Raw genomic sequence first — 17,042 nt, forward strand, 5'->3', positions numbered from 1 at the left:
GAATCCATCCGTTATGAAAATCATCAAGCCCACGCCGCTCGGTATCCTCACGCGCTCCTACCGCGCGCACGGTCGCGAACACCTCGGCATCGCGATTCCGGTCATGGCGACACTCGGCGCGACGCCGCAAATCGTGAGCGAATCCGAGTTGTGGAATACGGTCGGTGATGAACTGGCGGGCTATACGCTCGACGTGGCACTGCCCAAATCGCACGCCGAGTTTCTGGTGTCCGCGAATGCCTACGGCACGTACTGTGAACGCGGTGACCGCGGTGGTCGCACTAACACTTGCCAGGTCGGCATCCGCTTCGCGGGCGTGCAGAAGCGGTTACGCGTGTCGGGCGAGCGCAACTGGAACGGCGACACAGCCACGGCGGCCAAACCGTTCGAGTCGCTACGGATCGACTGGCTGCATGCCTACGGTGGTGCCGGGTATGCGGACAATCCCGTCGGTCTGGGATTCAGCAGCGCAACCGGCGACGACCGCGACACGCCGGCTCTACTGCCCAACATCGAATACGCGGAGAACGCGCTCATGCAGCGTGGGCAACACATCGCGCCCGCCGCCTTTACGCCGATCGCGCCGAGTTGGCCGCAACGCAGCGCGCTCTTTGGTCAGTTAGACGAGGCGTGGCACGAGCAGGATCGTCCCGGCTTTCCTCGCACGATGGATCGTCGCTATTTCAACGTCGCACCGCTGGACCAGCAATTGCCGGCACACGCGGCGCTGCCGGACGGCGCGGCCTATGAGATCAAGCGCTTGCATCCGGAGCGCGAAGTGATCGCGGGCGTCTTGCCGGCGTTGCGTGCTCGCAGCTTTATCCGGCGGCGTCAGTCCACGCTGCTGACTGAAATTGCGATGCGTCTGACCACTGCCTGGTTCATTCCCCATCGCGAGCGTGTGGTGATGATTTTTCACGGCGTCGCGGAAATCGAAACGTTCGATGCTCATGACATCGCCTGTTTGCTGATCGCCGCCGAGGCAAGCAGCCAAGCTCGATCAGCGGAGCACTATCAGCGTGTTTTCGAATTGCGGATGGACAGTCAGCACGGCGCGCTGCATGCGTTGCGCGATAGCGACCTTATGCCCGCGTCGATACCCGCATCGACAGCCGCCGACTCAACGCGCGACAACGCCGGCACGCCAGGCGATCCATCACACGGCGCATGGCAGCGCAACCTGTTAAACCGCGCACGATCGCTCGCCGACGAAGCCGCCTTCTCCGCGCAGCACGCAGGCATCCCGTTCCCTGCCAATGCGTTCGCAACATCGCCTGGCCCGACGCACGCACCGCGGCTCGACGATCTGGCCGAGTTCGTGCAGCGTCAGGAACAACTGGCGAGCGAACAGCGCGCCGCGCTAGACCAGACGCGGCAGCGTATCGAGGATGAACACGCCGCCCACTGTCCACCCACGGCACCACGACGCGGGCCGCCGACGCTGCTTCACGACAACGCGCCGCCCGCTCACCCCGTTGATTCCCGGCAAGCCGAAATGGCCGACATGACACGCGAGGCAACCTTCAAACTACGTGAAGCCTACCGCCATACCGCGCACTACCAAGAGGCCGCCCCACGCCTCGACGCGAGTACGGCTGCGGCTCACGCGATACGTGACCGCGTCATAGCCCTGCATGCCAACGGCGAATCGCTCGCCGATCTGGACCTGACGGGCGCCGATCTAAGCGGCCTGAGTTTGCGCGGCGCGTTGCTATCCTCCGCGCTGCTCGAAAACGCCGACCTCACCGACGCCGATCTCACCGGCGCCACGTTGAACGACGCGGTGCTTGTCCGCACCACGCTCACTCGCGCCACATTACACGGCGCGAATCTGAGCCGCGCCAACCTTTCACTGGCGCACTGCGACGACACCAATTTCGACGAAGCAACGCTCGACGGCGCTCTGTTCGAACGCACTCAATTGCACCGATGCAAGCTGCGCCGCGCATCGATCGACCGCGCTCGCTTCAGCCAGTGTCGTTTCGATTCCGTCGATTTCAGCGAGGCCACGCTGAGCGATCTGGCGTTCATCGAACAGGCTTTTCAGCATGTCGACTTCAGCCGCGCGCGAATCCGCAAGCTGGCGTTGATCCAGTGCACGGCCGACCACGTCAGTTTTTCCGAGGCCGACATTCACGGCTTTGCAGGCATCGACACCTCGGCGGTCGGTATCCGTTTCGATCGCGCCACGTTGCGCCAGGCCTGCTTCGTGAAAAACAGCGTGCTGGATCGCGCCGATTTCTCGCACGCCACGCTCAGCGAAGTGAACTTGCGTCAAGCCAGCGCGAAGGGCGCCAATTTCAGCCATGCGCGAATCGACCAATGCGACTTCTCCGATGCCTGCCTGCACGACGCCAATCTGCAAAACGCACGGGTCGAGAACGGCTACATGGTTCGCACCGATCTGCGCGGCGCGAGGCTGGCAGGCGCTGACTTGATCGGCGGCTATCTGCGAGGTGCCGATCTGCGCGGCGCAGGCCTGCACGAAGCGAATCTGTTTCGCGCCAATCTCGCCGAAGTTTTGCCGGATGACGTTTCACGAAGCGGCGAACGCGGGCAGTTCGACGGCGCTTATCTGGAGCAGGCCGTGTTCCATCCGTTAGCGAGCCCGCCATGAGTCTCACGCGCGAACAGATCCAACAGATGATCCGCCGAGGTGAAATCATCGAGCAGCAATCAGTGGGAGCGCTCGACTTGACGCGCGGAGATCTGTCGGGCGGCATCTTCGCGAACGTTACGTTCAGCGGCACGCAACTCACTCACGCGCGGCTCAGCGAATGCGTGTTCAACGAGTGCAGCTTCACGGACGCCGATCTGACTTGTGCCGACCTGTCGAAAAGCGTCATCGTGAACGGCGAGTGGATGCGCACGGACCTCACCGACAGCACGCTCGACGACTGCCGCTTCACCGGCACGCACGCAAGCGGCACACGCTTCACGCGAGCGCGCGCCACTCACGTTGCCTTTCTTAAGTGCGAGCTGAGCGGATGCCAGTTCGACTCGGCGCGAATCGACTTCGCCTGTTTTGACGAAACGCCGATGGATGGCGCGGACTGGTCGGCCGCCGCGATTCGCCAGAGCCTTTTCTATCGACTGGATTTGCACGATGTACGTTTCGCGCAGAGCCGCTTCGACCGCGTTATTTTTAGCGAATCGAATCTGACGGGACAAACGTTTCGCGGACAGACATTCGACCAATGCCAGTTCATTCGCGCCGAACTCCAGGGCGTGGACTTCACATCGGCGCGGCTGCCGTGCTGCAATTTTCAGGGCGCCGAACTCGACCACGCGGTGCTGGACGACGTGGACGCGCCCTTCGCCAACTTCTTCGAGGCGCGCGTGAACCACGCGCAGTGCCGTGGCGGGCGCCTGCCGAACAGCATCTGGGTCGACGCTCGCGCGGCAAGCGCCGATTTCAGCGGTGCGGATTTGTCCGGCGCGGTGTTTCATCGCGCCGATGCGAGCGGCGCGCTTTTTGTGCAGACGCGACTCGACCGTGCGGATTTTTCGTCGGCGTTGCTGCACGGGGCGGATTTTCGCGATGCGCTGTTTGCGCGAACGCGCTTTGATGGGGCGCGCGTTGATGATGACTGCGAGCGCATTCATGCCAGCGAGACACGCGCCTGCGCCTACGCCGACGGCGCACACGCCCATGTCGTTGGCAAACACGTCCACGCCGGCGACGCACGACTCCATGCTGGCGACGCACGCGTCCACCTCGGCTGCAAACCCCCTCCCATCCTCTGGCAAGACCGTCCCGGCGTAGCCGCCAGCGACACCGCACTGCAAGCCGCGCGCGCCTGGTCGGCACGTCGGAACGATCGCGCGGCACCGCCTTCCACCTCTGAATCTCTATGACATCAACCGTAGCCAAATCTAGAACGCTGCCGACCATGCCCGCTGAAACCGCCGGCACCGTACTTGCGTTGCTGCAAGACGACATGTTGCTAGTAGTCTGCGCGGGCACCCGGCTAAGGTGCCGACGCGCATTCAGTTGCCTGATCGCGCCAGAGATCGGCGACCGCGTCATCGTGAGCCACGTCGAGCCGCAGCGCCCCCATGTGTTGGCTATCCTCAACCGGCCTCACGGGCGCAGCGCATGCATTCGCATCGACGGCGATCTACTACTCGAATCGGCGAGCCATATCCATATTCGCGCCGAACAAGGCCTTCAACTGCACGCGGACAACGACCTGGCGTTGCACGGCAAGCGCCTCGCACTCGACGCGGACAAAGCGACGCTCGTCGCGCGTAAAGCATCGATCACCTGCGCCGAGTTCGAAGGCCACGCCGGTGTGCTGCGGTTGATCGGTAAAAGCCTGGAGAGCGTCTTCGAGCGCGTCGTGCATATCGCAAAGACCAGTTTTCGCACGGTCGAGACGGTCGATCATCTGCGTTGCGCTCATCTCGACTACGCCGCATCGGAGGCCGTACGTCTGCATGGCAAGCACACGTTGCTGACCGCCGAGCGTCTGGCGAAACTCGACGCCCAACAAATCCACCTCGGCTAGGAGCATCCATGGTCATGGTCAATTCAAGCGCGGCCGGCGCCAACGACGCCATCAGCGTCAACAAGACCCCGCCGTTGGGCGTGCCGGTCGCTTACGACAACAACGCCCAATGCGTGCAGGCAATTCCGAACGTCAGCAATATCCTGGTCGCCTGCGCGCCTGCTCACAATCTCGCGACCATCATTCCGGTCACCACCGGCGACGCGCCGGGCTCGATGGGCGGCGTCAGTTCCGGCACCGTCTGCGCGAGTTCGCGCCATATCAACGGCGCCAACACGGTACTGCTGCACGGCATGCCGACTACCCGGATGACCGACCCCACGCAACAGAATGCGACCAACGCGATAGGCACGGGCACCTCGCCCAGTCAGACGCACATTCTTAATCTGGCGAGTTGAACCGCGCATGATCCCGATGCAATGGCGCGCGCGGTTTCCGACGACGGCGTCTCCCCTAACGCGGCAAATGCTGCTGGCTCTGCTGCCCCAGTTGATCCTGCTCACGCTGCTCACCGGCTGCGCAACAACACGCCCACCCGCAGACACCGCTTTCACGCTCTCTCTCGACGCCAGCCCAACCGTCAATCCAGACAGCCTCGGACGTCCCGCGCCGATTCTCGTCGGCCTCTACGACCTGAAATCGACCGCCGCTTTCACCGCGAGCGGCTTCGCGCCGTTACAGGACCACGCGAAGGCAAGTCTGGGTGACGACCTCGTCGGGTTCGACCAGCTCATTCTGCGGCCCGGCGAACAACGGACGCTCGAACGGTCGATCGAACGGACAGGCAATACGCGGATGCGCTCGCTGGGCATCGTCGCCGGTTACCGCGAATTGAACCGACACGTCTGGCGCGTCGCCATCGCGTTACCCGTCGCCGAAGAGTCCAGCCTCCCCTCGTTCTGGCCGTTCGAACCGCAGCGACCCGTCGTGCAAGTGCAAGTGAAACTGGACGACAGCGGCATCGTCGTCCGAACCCTGAATCGGAACCCTTGATGAAGCATTCCACCGCGCCGTTGAATTTACCGTTGAAAGACTCGGGCGCGTCCCGCAGCAAGGTCGTCTGGTCGGAAGGCATGTATCTGCGCCCGCAGCATTTCCAGCAGTTCGAACGTTACGTCGAGAGCTATGTGCAATTGCGTTGTCGCGGCTTGCAGCGCGCGTTCTGGGGCTTCACGAGCGTCGAAATCGATCATGACGCGCTAGCCTTGGGGAAAGTTTCGCTGACCATGGCGCAAGGCGTGTTTCCTGACGGCACCCCCTTTCTGCTGACGGGCCCCGACGAACTGCCCGCGCCGCTCGACATTCCCGTCGACGCAAAAGATCAGCTCGTGCTGCTCGCGTTGCCGCTCAGGCGGCCGGGCGGCGAAGACACGATCTTCGAGGAACGCGCCGATTCGCTCGCGCGCTATAGCGCCTATGTCCGCGAAATCGCGGACGGCAATGCGGTCGCCCTGGGACCGGCCAGCGTGCAGATCGCCCGCGCGCGACTGCGTCTGGTGCCGGCGTCCGAACTGGGCAGCGAATGGCAGGCCATCGGCCTGCTACGCGTGGTCGAGCGGCGTAGCGACAACCATCTTGTGCTCGACAAACTCTACATTCCGCCGATGCTGATCGCCGGCCAGCATCCGCTGCTCGCCGGCTACATCCGCGAGTTGCACGGCCTGCTCGAGCAACGCGGCGATGCGTTGGCGAACCGGCTGTCGCGGCCGGGACGCGGCGGCGTCGCGGAAGTCGCGGACTTCCTGCTGCTCGCGCTGATCAATCGGGCGCAGGCCGATACTTCGCACGAACACGAACTCGGCGAGGTGCATCCCGAGTCGCTGTTTCAGCAGTGGTTGAGGCTCGCGTTCGACCTCGCCACTTACACCAACCACGAGCGCCGGCCGACGGTTCGTCCAGCGTACCGGCACGACGATCTGCAAGGCAGCTTTTCGCCGCTGATGGCCGAGTTGCGGCGCGCGTTGTCGACGGTGCTCGAACAGAACGCGGTCGCGATTGAGTTGCAGGAACGCGCGCACCGCGTGTGGGTCGCGCGGATTCCGAGCCCCGAGTTGCTGCATAGCGCCGGCTTCGTGCTCGCCGTGCACGCCGATCTGCCCGCCGAGACCGTTCGCGCACGCTTTCCCGCACAGATCAAGATCGGGCCGGCCGAGCGGCTCGCCGATCTGGTGAATCTGCATCTGCCCGGCATCGCGTTGCGCACGCTGCCGGTTGCGCCTCGGCAGATTCCGTATCACGCGAGCTATCACTACTTCGAACTGGATACCGGCGCCGAGCTTTGGAAGCAACTGGAAAAATCCAGCGGACTCGCGCTGCACGTCGCGGGCGATCTGCCGGGTCTGACGATGGAATGCTGGGCGATTCGCGGGTGATGCAGCATCGATCAGACGCCCGCAACGCGCTCGTCGTCGCTGCCAACCCGCTGCTCGACCTGCTCGCGCCGATCCGCACCAGCACGGACCTCGCGCCGCAGCAGCTGCGCGAATATCTGCTCGATCAGATCCGGCAGTTTCAGGCGCGCGCGCAACGTGCGGCCATTCCCGTCGAGACGATCGTCGCCGCGCGCTATTGCCTGTGCACCGCGCTCGACGAAGCGGCAGCGCTCGCACCGTGGAGCGGCGGTGGCGCGTGGTCGACGCACAGTCTGCTGGTGGCCTTTCACAACGAGACCTGGGGCGGCGAAAAGTTCTTCCAGTTGCTGGCGCGCCTGTCGGTGAGCACGCACGCGCATCGCGACATGATCGAGCTGCAGTACTTCTGCCTGATGCTCGGTTTCCAGGGACGCTACCGCGTGATCGACAACGGTGCCGCGCAACGCGAAACGCTGATGCGTCGGCTGCACAAATTGCTGCATGAAACGGGCGGCGGATACGCGCTGCCGTTGTCGCCCGAATGGCGCGCCGCGGACCGGACGCCGGTGCGGCGAGTGCGCCGCGGGCTGCCGTTGTGGGCGTGGTTGCTGTTCGTCGGTGTGAGCGGTAGCGCGAGTTTCACCGCGTTTCTGCTGGCGACTACCGCGCACGCCGATCGAGTCTATGCGGCGATCGTCACGCTTCATCTGCCCGAGCTAAACACCCACGCGAGCGACGCGCCGCTGTCGAACAGGCTGCGGCAAGCGCTCGACGCGGATCTGCAAAGCGGCCTGCTCGCGCTGCGCGAAGAGGCGGACCGCAGCGTGATCGCGATGCGCGGCGACGGCCTGTTCAACTCCGGTTCGGCCACCGCGAATCCGGCTTATCTGCCGGTGCTCGTGCATCTCGCCGGTGTGCTGAACCGGGTGAGCGGCGAAATCGCGATTACCGGTCATACGGACAATCAGCCGATTCGAGATCACCGCTTCGAGTCGAACCTCGCGCTGTCGCAAGCCCGTGCCAGCGCGGTCAGGCAATGGCTGCTGGCGGCCGGCCTCGACGCGAACCGCAGCATCACCGTGACGGGGCGTGGCGACGAACAGCCGGTGGCCACCAATCAGACAGCCGATGGTCGCGCGCAAAACCGCCGCGTGGAGATCGTACTGGTCCCGCTTCCCCCAGACAGACAAGGCATTTCGCAGGCGACCGATCAATGAAGTTCGTAACACGGGTAGTGAAGCTGATGTTGTCCCGGGAGTGGTGGCTGTGTGTGTGGCTATGCGTCGAAATCGCGCTGGTCGTCGCGTTGATCTGGAGCGTGGGGCCGCTGCTGGCGATCGGCGCGACGCGTCCGTTGGAAAGTGCGGCGGTGCGAGCGTGGTTGATTGCGCTCGTGCTGCTGGCCGGATGCATGCGGCTGGTTTGGCGGATGCGGGGAAGTGCGAGCGGTGCGGGTGCGGGTGCGGGTGCGGGTGCGGGTGCGGGTGCGGGTGCGGGTGCGGGTGCGGGTGCGGGTGCGGGTGCGGGTGCGGGCATGATCGCGCGTTGGCGTGAACACCGGACGAATTCGAGCGCCTTGAAAACAGCGGAAAGCAGCAGCACCGCCGACGGTGCCGCAGTTGCCGAACTATGCGCCCGTTTTCGCGAGGCGCTCTATCTGCTGCGTCGCGCAACCCCGACCACAGGCAAGCTCACGGCACGGCTCGATACCATCACCGGTCAGTACGCGTATCGATCGCCGTGGTATTTGGTGGTCGGCAGCAGCGGCTCGGGCAAGACCGCTGTACTCGTCCACGGCGGACTCGAACTGTCGACCGCCAAGCAAGCGGCGCGCGCTGCCGCCGGCCGTGTCGAGGCGACCCAGCAATGCGACTGGTGGTTCAGTAACCACGCGGTGCTCGTCGATACGCCGGGCCACTTTCTGGAAGCCGCCGACGACACCCAGCGGCGCGGCACCGAGTGGCGTGCCCTGCTCGCGCTGCTCCGCAAACATCGGCCGCGCCAACCGCTCAACGGCGTGCTACTGACAGTCGCGATCGACTCGCTGCTCGCACTGAACGAAGCCGAACGCGCGGCCTACGCGACGCGTCTGCGCAAGCCGCTGCAATCGATGCGGGCGGCGCTCGACATGCAGGTCCCGATCTACTTATGTTTCACCCGAATGGATCGCCTCAGCGGCTTCGTCGAGTATTTTTCCGCGCTGAACCGCGAGGGCCGCGAGCAGGTTTGGGGCGCGACATTTCCGCTCGATGAAACCGCAGCAGCACGCAACAGCGCCACCGCCGCATTCGCCGACGCATTCGACAAACTCGCGCAGCGCCTGAGCGACGGCTTGCGCGACGTCGTGGGCGCCGACCCCGATCTCGATAGCCGGGCGCTCGCCTATCTATTCCCGCAGCAGTTCGCGAGTCTGCGCGAGGTGCTCGACGGCTTCTGTTCGACGCTGTTTCAGACGTCGCATCTGGAAGCCAACCTCGTCGCGCGCGGCATCTACTTCACTAGCGCCTTGCAGAGCGGGCCGACGATCGACCGGATACTGACGCCGGTCAGACAACAGTTGCACAGCGTAATGCCGTCACCGGCACCCGCAACCAGTCGCGTCGGCCAAAGCTATTTTCTCAAGCAACTGCTGCACGAGGCCGTCTTTGCCGATGCCGGCCTCGCCGGCACGAGTCGCGCGTCGCTGCGGCGCCGTCTGATCGCGCACACGGCGCTCGCGGTGACGAGCGGTGCCCTGTTGCTGACACTGCTAGCCGGCTGGACGATCAGCTATTCGAACAACCGTGCCTATCTCGACGAAGTCGGCGCGCACGTCGCCGCGTTCAACCTGCACGCGCGCCCGCCGATCGCGTTGCCCGCCGCTGCGTTGGCGCCGCTCGCGCCGATGCTCGACACAGTGCGAGGCCTGCCCCGCAGCGAGCACTTCGAGATCGATGCCCCGCCGGCCTTGCGCTACGGACTCGGTCTTTACCCCGGCGCAAGAATCGGCGACGCCGGCGAGACGATCTATCGCCGCGCGCTTGACGACAAACTGCTGCCGCAGACCGCCGCACATCTTGAAGCGCTGCTGTCCAACGCCCCGCTCGACGATCCGGAATATACGTACGACGCGCTCAAGGCCTATCTGATGCTTCACGACGCCGCTCACTACGACGGCGGTTTTGTCGCCGCATGGCTGATCCTCGACACGCAGACGTCGTTGCCATCGAGCACCACGCTCGACCAACGCGCACATCTGGAAGCGCACCTCACGCGGCTCTTCGAAGCGCGCGCGGTCGCGTCGCCGTTCGCGCTCAACGCAGCCCTGGTGAGCCGCGTGCGTGAGCGGCTCGCACGCGATTCGTTCGCTCAGCGTGCTTACCATCAGTTGCGCCGCGAACTGCTGCGCATGCCGCACGCCGCGCCGCTCACCGTCGTCAGCGCGGGTGGCCCGCAGGCAGCGCTCGTGTTCCGGCGCATCAGCGGCAAACCGCTCAGCGACGGCATCGACAGCCTGTATACGTATCGAGGCTATTGGGACATCTTCGACAAACGCGTCGCCAACGCCACCGCGCAACTGCGCAGCGAAGAACCATGGGTGCTGGGCATCGACGCCGCGCCCACGGTCGACACCGCGCGCCTCGCGCTTGAAGTCCGACGCGCGTACTTCAACGACTACATCGAAGTCTGGGATGCGTATCTCAACGACTTGACGCTGATCGATAGCAAGTCGATTGCGCAAAGCACGCGAATCGCGCGCACGCTATCGGCGCCGGATTCGCCGCTCAGACAATTTCTGCAAGCCGCCGCCCGTGAGACGAATCTGTCGCGAACCGCCTCCTCGTCCGAGCAGCGCCCCGCGGCGGCTCGCATGCAGCAGCGCCTCGGCGAAGCGCGGCAATCGCTCGCGGCGATGTTCGGCAACGCCGCGCCCGCAGTGCCGCAAGCGGCCAGCGAAGACCGACCCGAGCCCGTCGTCGACGCGCATTTCGAACCACTGCGCCGCCTCGTCGCCTCGTCCGACGGAGGCGCCGCCGGCACGGCGCCGTTCGACGGCAACCTGCGCGTGGTCGACGAGTTGTACAGCTACCTGACGTCGGCGAGCGCGGCACTCAACAGCGGCAATGCGCCGCCGCCAACCGGCGTGTTCGACAAACTGCAGGCCGATGCCGGACGTATGCCGATGCCCTTACGCAAGATGTTCGGCGACCTGTCGCAGAACGGTTCGGCGCAGATCGGCGGCGCGCTGCGCGCCAATCTCGCGCAAGACGCCCAAGGCGGCATAGGCCGACTGTGCCGCCACATGATCGACGGGCGCTATCCATTCGTGCGCAACGCCACCCGCGATGTCGCGCTCGACGATTTTTCGAAGCTGTTCGCGACGGGCGGCTTGATGGACAGCTTTTTTCAAAAAAATCTGGCGTCGCAAATCGACGTCAGCGGCAGCCGCTGGCGCTTCAGGCGCGACGCGACCGGCGCCGCCTCGGGCGATGCCCGTCTGGCCGGCTCGTTCCAGAATGCCGACATCATCCGCACCGCGTTTTTCTCCGGCAATGCCACGACGCCGGCGCTGCAGGTCGAGCTGACGCCGCTCGAACTGGATCCGGGGATCGCGCAGTACACGCTGGATGTCGACGGCCAAACGATCCGCTACGCCCATGGCCCGCAACTGCCCACCACAGTGAAATGGCCGGGCCCCGGCGGCGGCGGTCAGGTCAGCTTGCAGATCAGCACACCCGGCGGCGCCGACGGTCTGCAAACGCAGGGACCGTGGGCGCTGCACCGTTTGCTCGACAAGGCGCGCATTACACCGGGCGCGACGCCCGAGCACTTCGTTGCCACCTTCGACTTCAACGGCCGCAAGCTGTCTTTGCGGGTCATCGCCAACAGCAGCTACAACCCGTTCAGGTTGCCGCAAATGGACGCGTTTTCGTGTCCGTCGTAAAGCCGCTCGCTATCAGATCAGGACGTTTGCTCCATGCCCTCTTTTCGCCTTCAGTTGATGATCGTCGCCTGCCACGGCAAGGCGCTACCGAACGACCCGGGCGCGGTCTTCGACGCCGCCGGCGGCTCGATCGGCCGCGCGCCGGACAACACGCTGGTGCTGCCCGACGACGATGACGGCGGCAGCGCGGTGGCGCGTCGCCATGCGTCGATCAGCGCGCACGGCGACGGCTGGCAGTTGCTCAATACCAGCGAGCATGCGGCGATCGCCGTTAATGGCAAGCTGATCGAGCCGCGCGGACAGATCGAGCTGCACGCGGGCGATATCGTCAATATCGGCGCCTATGTGCTGCGGGCGGCGGCGTGCCCCGAGTTGCCGGTCTGGAATCTGACGGACGGGTCCACGCTGACCGACGCGCGTTCCGCCGCTGGCTCTGGCTCTGGCTCTGGCGCCGGTCCTGCCGCTGACTCCGCCGAAAACGCAGCAGCGAATCCGCTTTACGTAACACCACGACCGTATGGCCTTTCCGAAGACCGGCCGTTCAGTCCCGGAACCTCGACTTCGTTACACGATCTGCTCGATACGCCGCTCGATCCGCTCGCGCTATTCGAACCACCGGCTACGAGATGGTCGAACACCCGATGGAACGAAGCGAACGTTCCCGACCTGTTCGCCGACCTCGCCGCCGCACCACCCGGCGCGTTCGACGCATCGCGTACGGACAACGCGCCCGGTCATACGATCCGCGACCATGTGGCGGAATTCGACGGCCATCTGCGGCTAAAGATCGCCACGCCGATAGAGGAGACGACGCGGCATAACGCTATCACCCAGCGAACCGACTACGCCGACGCGTTTGGCCGCTTATACGACGCATCGGCCTGCGTCGTGCGTGTCGCCGTGCCGAATTACGGCGGTAAAACTCATGCAAGGAACGACCCACCACACAAGGCACCGATCGACGTGGGCAAAACTATCGAATCCGCCGCCCTGCTCGCCCACGCCTTTCTCGATGGTGCCGGCGTCCCCTGCGACGCAGCAGCCGAGGCCGGCTTCACCCCAGAATTCATGCACACGCTAGGAACACTGGTCCGCACACTCAAACAACCTACCGGCCAAAACTAACAACTACCCACTCGATCAGGGTCGGCGCGCCGCATAACCAAAACTATCCCTCCCAAGCTCGCGGCGCCCGTCCCCTCGGCATCCCGCCCGGCCATCCCGCGGAGAGCCGCGGCGGCCCCCTCTGCTATATTCTCTCCATCCTGTCCCTCTCCTTCACGACGCGTGGAACAACTTCCCCTATGGGCGCAGATCGGCGCAGTTTGTCTGCTGCTCGTCTGCTCCAGTTTCTTTTCCATTTCTGAAACGGCGATGATGGCGCTCAACCGTCATCGCCTGAAGCACCTGGCCAATCAGAACGTGCTCGGCGCAAAGACCACGCAAGGCCTGCTCGCGCGTACCGACCAGTTGTTAAGCGTGGTGCTGATCGGCAACAACCTGTTCAATACGATCATTCCGGTGCTGACCACCTCGATCGCGCTGCACACGTTCGGCCGCAACAACGTCGTGCTCTCGATCGCGACCGGCATTGTCGCGTTCCTGATCATCGTGTTCGCGGAGATCACGCCGAAGATCGTCGGCGCGACCTTTCCGGAAAAAATCGCGCTGCCCGCCAGCCTGCTGATCGCGCCGATGATGCGCGTCGCGAAGCCGCTCGTCTGGTTCGTCAATCTGTTCGCCAACGCGATCCTGCGGGTGCTGCACATCAACACCAAGGGCGGGCGGGATCAACGCCTGACCACCGAAGAACTGCGCACCATCGTGCTCGAATCGGGCAGCTTCATGCCCACCAAGCACCGCAGCATTCTGCTGAACCTGTTCGACCTCGAGAACATCTCCGTCGACGACGTGATGATCCCGCGCCGCCGTATCGAAGCGCTGGATTTCGACGCGCCGTTCGAACAGATCCTGCATCAGCTCGAGACCTGCTATCACAACAAGCTGATCGTCTATCAAGGCGACATTGACCGCGTGCTCGGTGTGCTGCACGTGCGCAAGACCCTGGCCGCGCTGCACAACCAGGAGCTCGAGCGCGAGACGCTGCGCGAATTGCTCGCCGAGCCGTACTTCGTGCCGAGCGGTACGCCCGTGTTCCAGCAATTGCAGTTCTTCCAGGAAAGCCGCCACCGCACCGCGCTGGTCGTCAACGAGTATGGCGAGCTGCAAGGCCTCGTCACGCCGGAAGACATCATCGAAGAGCTGATCGGCGAATTCACCACGTCGATTCCGCGTAGCGCCAATACGCGCGGCGGCTGGAACGAGAGCGGCGAATGCATCGTGGCGGGCAGCATGCCGCTGCGCGAACTGAACCGCTGGCTCCAACTGACGCTGCCCACCGACGGCCCCAAAACGCTCAACGGCCTGATCCTCGAAATCCTCGAAGACATTCCGGACGGCGACGTCTGCGTGCAGATCGGCGACACCAAGCTCGAAGTAATGCGCAGCGACGATCAGGCGATCCGCACCGTCAAGCTGTTCAAGCCGCCGGTGCGCGGTGCGGCCAAGGCCGCCAAAGCCACGCGCATCTGAAGCCGAAACAGAGCTTCGCACAGCGGCGCCGCGCGCGCCATTAGCCGAATGGCCGAGTGGCGTTAGGGCGATGCCATGACCGATGATGCAGCCGTCACGTTCTACAGGCGGCTCGTCACCGGTCTCTCATGCAAGCATCCAGTCATCCCGCTGCACCCGCTCCAGGGCAGTCAGCGTTCAATAGCGAAACCGCGGCCAAAGCCAGGCCCGCAAACTTCGCGGTCGATCCCGCCGCCAATCTCGGCGATATCGACACTGCGCCGGCCGTTCGCCTCCTCACCGAAACGCTGCAGGAAGCCACGCGCCGCAACGCGTCGGATCTGCATATCGAACCGTCGGAGCATGGCTGGCGCGTACGCTTGCGCATCGACGGCGTGCTGCATGAGACGCCGCAGCCGCCCGCGCATCTACGCGACGCGTTCATCACCCGCGTGAAGGTGCTGGCGCGCATGGACATCGCCGAGCGGCGCGTGCCGCAAGATGGCCGGCTGCGGATCGCCACGTCGCCCGGACGGACCGAAGACTATCGCGTCAATTCGCTGCCTACACTGTTCGGCGAAAAGCTGGTGCTGCGCCGGCTCGACGCATTGCCCGCGGATCTGTCGCTCGACTCGCTCGGCCTCGATCCACAACAGCGCGCCACTGTCGACGCCGCGATCCGTGCGCCGCACGGCCTCATGCTGGTCACCGGTCCGACCGGCAGCGGCAAGACGCTGTCGCTGTACTGCTTCCTGCAATTGCTCAACGACGCGTCGCGCAATCTTTGCTCGGTCGAAGATCCGGCCGAAATCCAGCTAGCAGGCATCAACCAGGTCAGCGTGCGCGAGAAGGCGGGCCTCACCTTCGCCGTGGCGCTGCGGGCGTTTTTGCGGCAGGACCCGGACGTGATCATGGTCGGTGAAATCCGCGACGACGAAACCGCCGACGTCGCCGTGAAGGCCGCGCAAACCGGTCACCTCGTGCTGTCGACGCTGCATACGAACGACGCCCCCGCGGCAATCGCACGTCTGATCGACATTGGCGTCGAGCCGTACAACCTGGCGGCAGCTCTTCGGATGGTGACGGCGCAACGGCTGGTGCGCCGACTGTGCGTGGCATGCCGAACGCCTTCCCCACACTCGGCCGCCGCGCTACGAGCCGCGGGTTTCGCCGACGCTCAACTCGACGGCTGGCAGCCCTACGCCGCCGCCGGTTGCGCGAAGTGCCACGGCATCGGCTACCGTGGCCGGATCGGCGTGCATCAGGTGATGCCGGTGTCCGAGCCGATGCGCGAACTGATCGTGGCAAGCGCAGGCACGCATGAACTCGCGCGGCTCGCTCAGGCGGAGCAAGTCCTCACGTTGCGTGACGCCGCATTGGCGCGTGTGCGCGACGGCACGACGAGTCTCGCAGAAGCGCTGGCCGCCACGGAGGTCGCGTGAATACCGCCGTGCTGGTTCGGCCAGCGGCAACGGAACTGCGCTTCAGGTGGCACGGCGTCAACGCGCAGGGCACGCACAAACGCGGCGCGCTGATCGCACCGGACGCCAGCGCCGCGCGGGCGCTGCTCAACAAGCGCGACAACCTGTTCATCATCGAACTCAGAGCGCATGGAGCGGCGCCCCGCCCCAAAACCCGCGCCGCCGACGTCACGCTGTTCACGCGCCAGCTCGCCAGTCTGCTGCGCGCCGGGTTGCCGCTCGCGCCCGCGCTCGATCTGCTGGCGCAAACTGGTAACGTGCGCCAGCAAGGCATGCCGCGTATCGTCGGCGCGCTGGCACGCGACATTACGAGCGGACTGCGGTTTTCCGCGGCGCTGCAACGGCACCCGGCTCAGTTCAGCGCGTTCTATTGCCAGCTCGTCGAGGTGGGCGAAGCAGCCGGCGCGTTAGCCGCGGTGCTGGCCCGCCTCGCCGACGACCGCGAACGTGCCGCCGCGCAGCGCGCCAAGGTGCGTGCCGCGTTGACCTATCCGGGAGCGATCCTGCTGCTGGCCATGGCAATCACCACTGCGCTGCTGGTGTGGGTCGTGCCGACGTTCAAACAGATCTTCGACGGTTTCGGCGCGAAGCTGCCCGCGCCGACCCAATTCGTACTAGCGCTCTCGGCGGGTGCCGCGCGTTGGAGCGTGCCGGCCGTCCTCATGGTGTTCGCCCTGGGCTGGGCTGTGACGTTTCTGATGCGACGTTCCGAAGCGGCGCGCATACGCTTCGCACGCGTGGCGCTGAGAATACCGGTCGCCGGTCCGCTGTTGAGCAGCCTGTGCGCAGCCCGCTGGAGTCGTGCGCTCGGCACACTGCTGTCGGCCGGCACGCCACTCGCCGACGCTTTCGACTCCTTGACGCACGCCACCGGCAACGCCTTCTTCGACCGCGCCACCGTCGATATCGCTGCGCGGCTGCGGCGCGGTGAACGGCTCGCGGCGGCCATGCGCTCGGCACGCTGTTTTGCGCCGGAGATCGTGCAGCCGGTCGCAGTCGCCGAGGAATCGGGCACGCTCGACACCATGCTGATCGACGTGGCGTCGCTCAGCGATCGTCAGGTTGACGAAAAGATCGCCACGCTGGCGAGCCTGTGCGAGCCGCTTGTCATTGTCGTGCTGGGGGCGCTGGTCGGCGGCCTCGTCATCGCCATGTATCTTCCCATTATTCAACTCGGCAACGTGGTGTAGCATCGCAGCCGAAT

12 protein-coding genes are annotated in these 17,042 nt (G+C 65.0%); all 12 read left to right on the plus strand.

Annotated features, from left to right (window positions below; genetic code table 11):
* Positions 1–13: 13 nt before the first annotated feature.
* Entirely contained in the window at positions 14–2,617 is a 2,604-nt protein-coding gene (locus FA94_RS08145; RefSeq protein ID WP_035548784.1) for a DUF2169 family type VI secretion system accessory protein, read from the plus strand.
* Positions 2,614–3,858, plus strand: coding sequence for a pentapeptide repeat-containing protein (locus tag FA94_RS08150; RefSeq protein ID WP_051980418.1), 1,245 nt, complete (start codon positions 2,614–2,616; stop codon positions 3,856–3,858). Before FA94_RS08145 ends, FA94_RS08150 begins: the two co-directional genes overlap by 4 nt.
* Before the next feature lie 35 nt (positions 3,859–3,893).
* Positions 3,894–4,511: a DUF3540 domain-containing protein gene (locus tag FA94_RS08155; protein WP_051980420.1), complete on the plus strand. Its 618-nt coding sequence runs from the start codon at positions 3,894–3,896 to the stop codon at positions 4,509–4,511.
* Positions 4,512–4,519: 8 nt separating this feature from the next.
* Positions 4,520–4,909, plus strand: a complete 390-nt coding sequence (locus FA94_RS08160) for a DUF4150 domain-containing protein (RefSeq protein WP_035548790.1) — start codon at positions 4,520–4,522, stop codon at positions 4,907–4,909.
* A 67-nt stretch (positions 4,910–4,976) separates the two neighbouring features.
* Positions 4,977–5,504 carry a type VI secretion system lipoprotein TssJ gene (gene tssJ, locus FA94_RS08165; RefSeq protein ID WP_051980421.1) on the plus strand — a complete coding sequence of 176 codons (528 nt, stop codon included), beginning with the start codon at positions 4,977–4,979 and terminating at the stop codon, positions 5,502–5,504.
* Entirely contained in the window at positions 5,504–6,883 is a 1,380-nt protein-coding gene (tssK, locus tag FA94_RS08170) for a type VI secretion system baseplate subunit TssK (RefSeq protein ID WP_051980422.1), read from the plus strand. Before tssJ ends, tssK begins: the two co-directional genes overlap by 1 nt.
* Positions 6,883–8,079 carry a type VI secretion system protein TssL, long form gene (gene tssL / locus FA94_RS08175; RefSeq protein ID WP_197070183.1) on the plus strand — a complete coding sequence of 399 codons (1,197 nt, stop codon included), beginning with the start codon at positions 6,883–6,885 and terminating at the stop codon, positions 8,077–8,079. The genes tssK and tssL overlap by 1 nt, the downstream gene beginning before the upstream one ends.
* Positions 8,076–11,786 carry a type VI secretion system membrane subunit TssM gene (gene tssM, locus FA94_RS08180; protein ID WP_035548792.1) on the plus strand — a complete coding sequence of 1,237 codons (3,711 nt, stop codon included), beginning with the start codon at positions 8,076–8,078 and terminating at the stop codon, positions 11,784–11,786. Before tssL ends, tssM begins: the two co-directional genes overlap by 4 nt.
* Positions 11,787–11,819: 33 nt before the next feature.
* Positions 11,820–12,911: an FHA domain-containing protein gene (locus tag FA94_RS08185; RefSeq protein WP_081935773.1), complete on the plus strand. Its 1,092-nt coding sequence runs from the start codon at positions 11,820–11,822 to the stop codon at positions 12,909–12,911.
* 162 nt (positions 12,912–13,073) lie between these two features.
* Positions 13,074–14,378, plus strand: coding sequence for an HlyC/CorC family transporter (locus FA94_RS08190; RefSeq protein WP_081935775.1), 1,305 nt, complete (start codon positions 13,074–13,076; stop codon positions 14,376–14,378).
* 128 nt (positions 14,379–14,506) lie between these two features.
* A complete protein-coding gene (locus tag FA94_RS08195) occupies positions 14,507–15,799 on the plus strand; it encodes a GspE/PulE family protein (RefSeq protein ID WP_035548803.1) in 1,293 nt (430 codons plus the stop codon).
* Positions 15,796–17,028, plus strand: coding sequence for a type II secretion system F family protein (locus tag FA94_RS08200; protein ID WP_035548806.1), 1,233 nt, complete (start codon positions 15,796–15,798; stop codon positions 17,026–17,028). Before FA94_RS08195 ends, FA94_RS08200 begins: the two co-directional genes overlap by 4 nt.
* Positions 17,029–17,042: the final 14 nt, after the last annotated feature.

This window comes from Burkholderia sp. 9120, assembly GCF_000745015.1.
GTDB lineage: Bacteria > Pseudomonadota > Gammaproteobacteria > Burkholderiales > Burkholderiaceae > Paraburkholderia.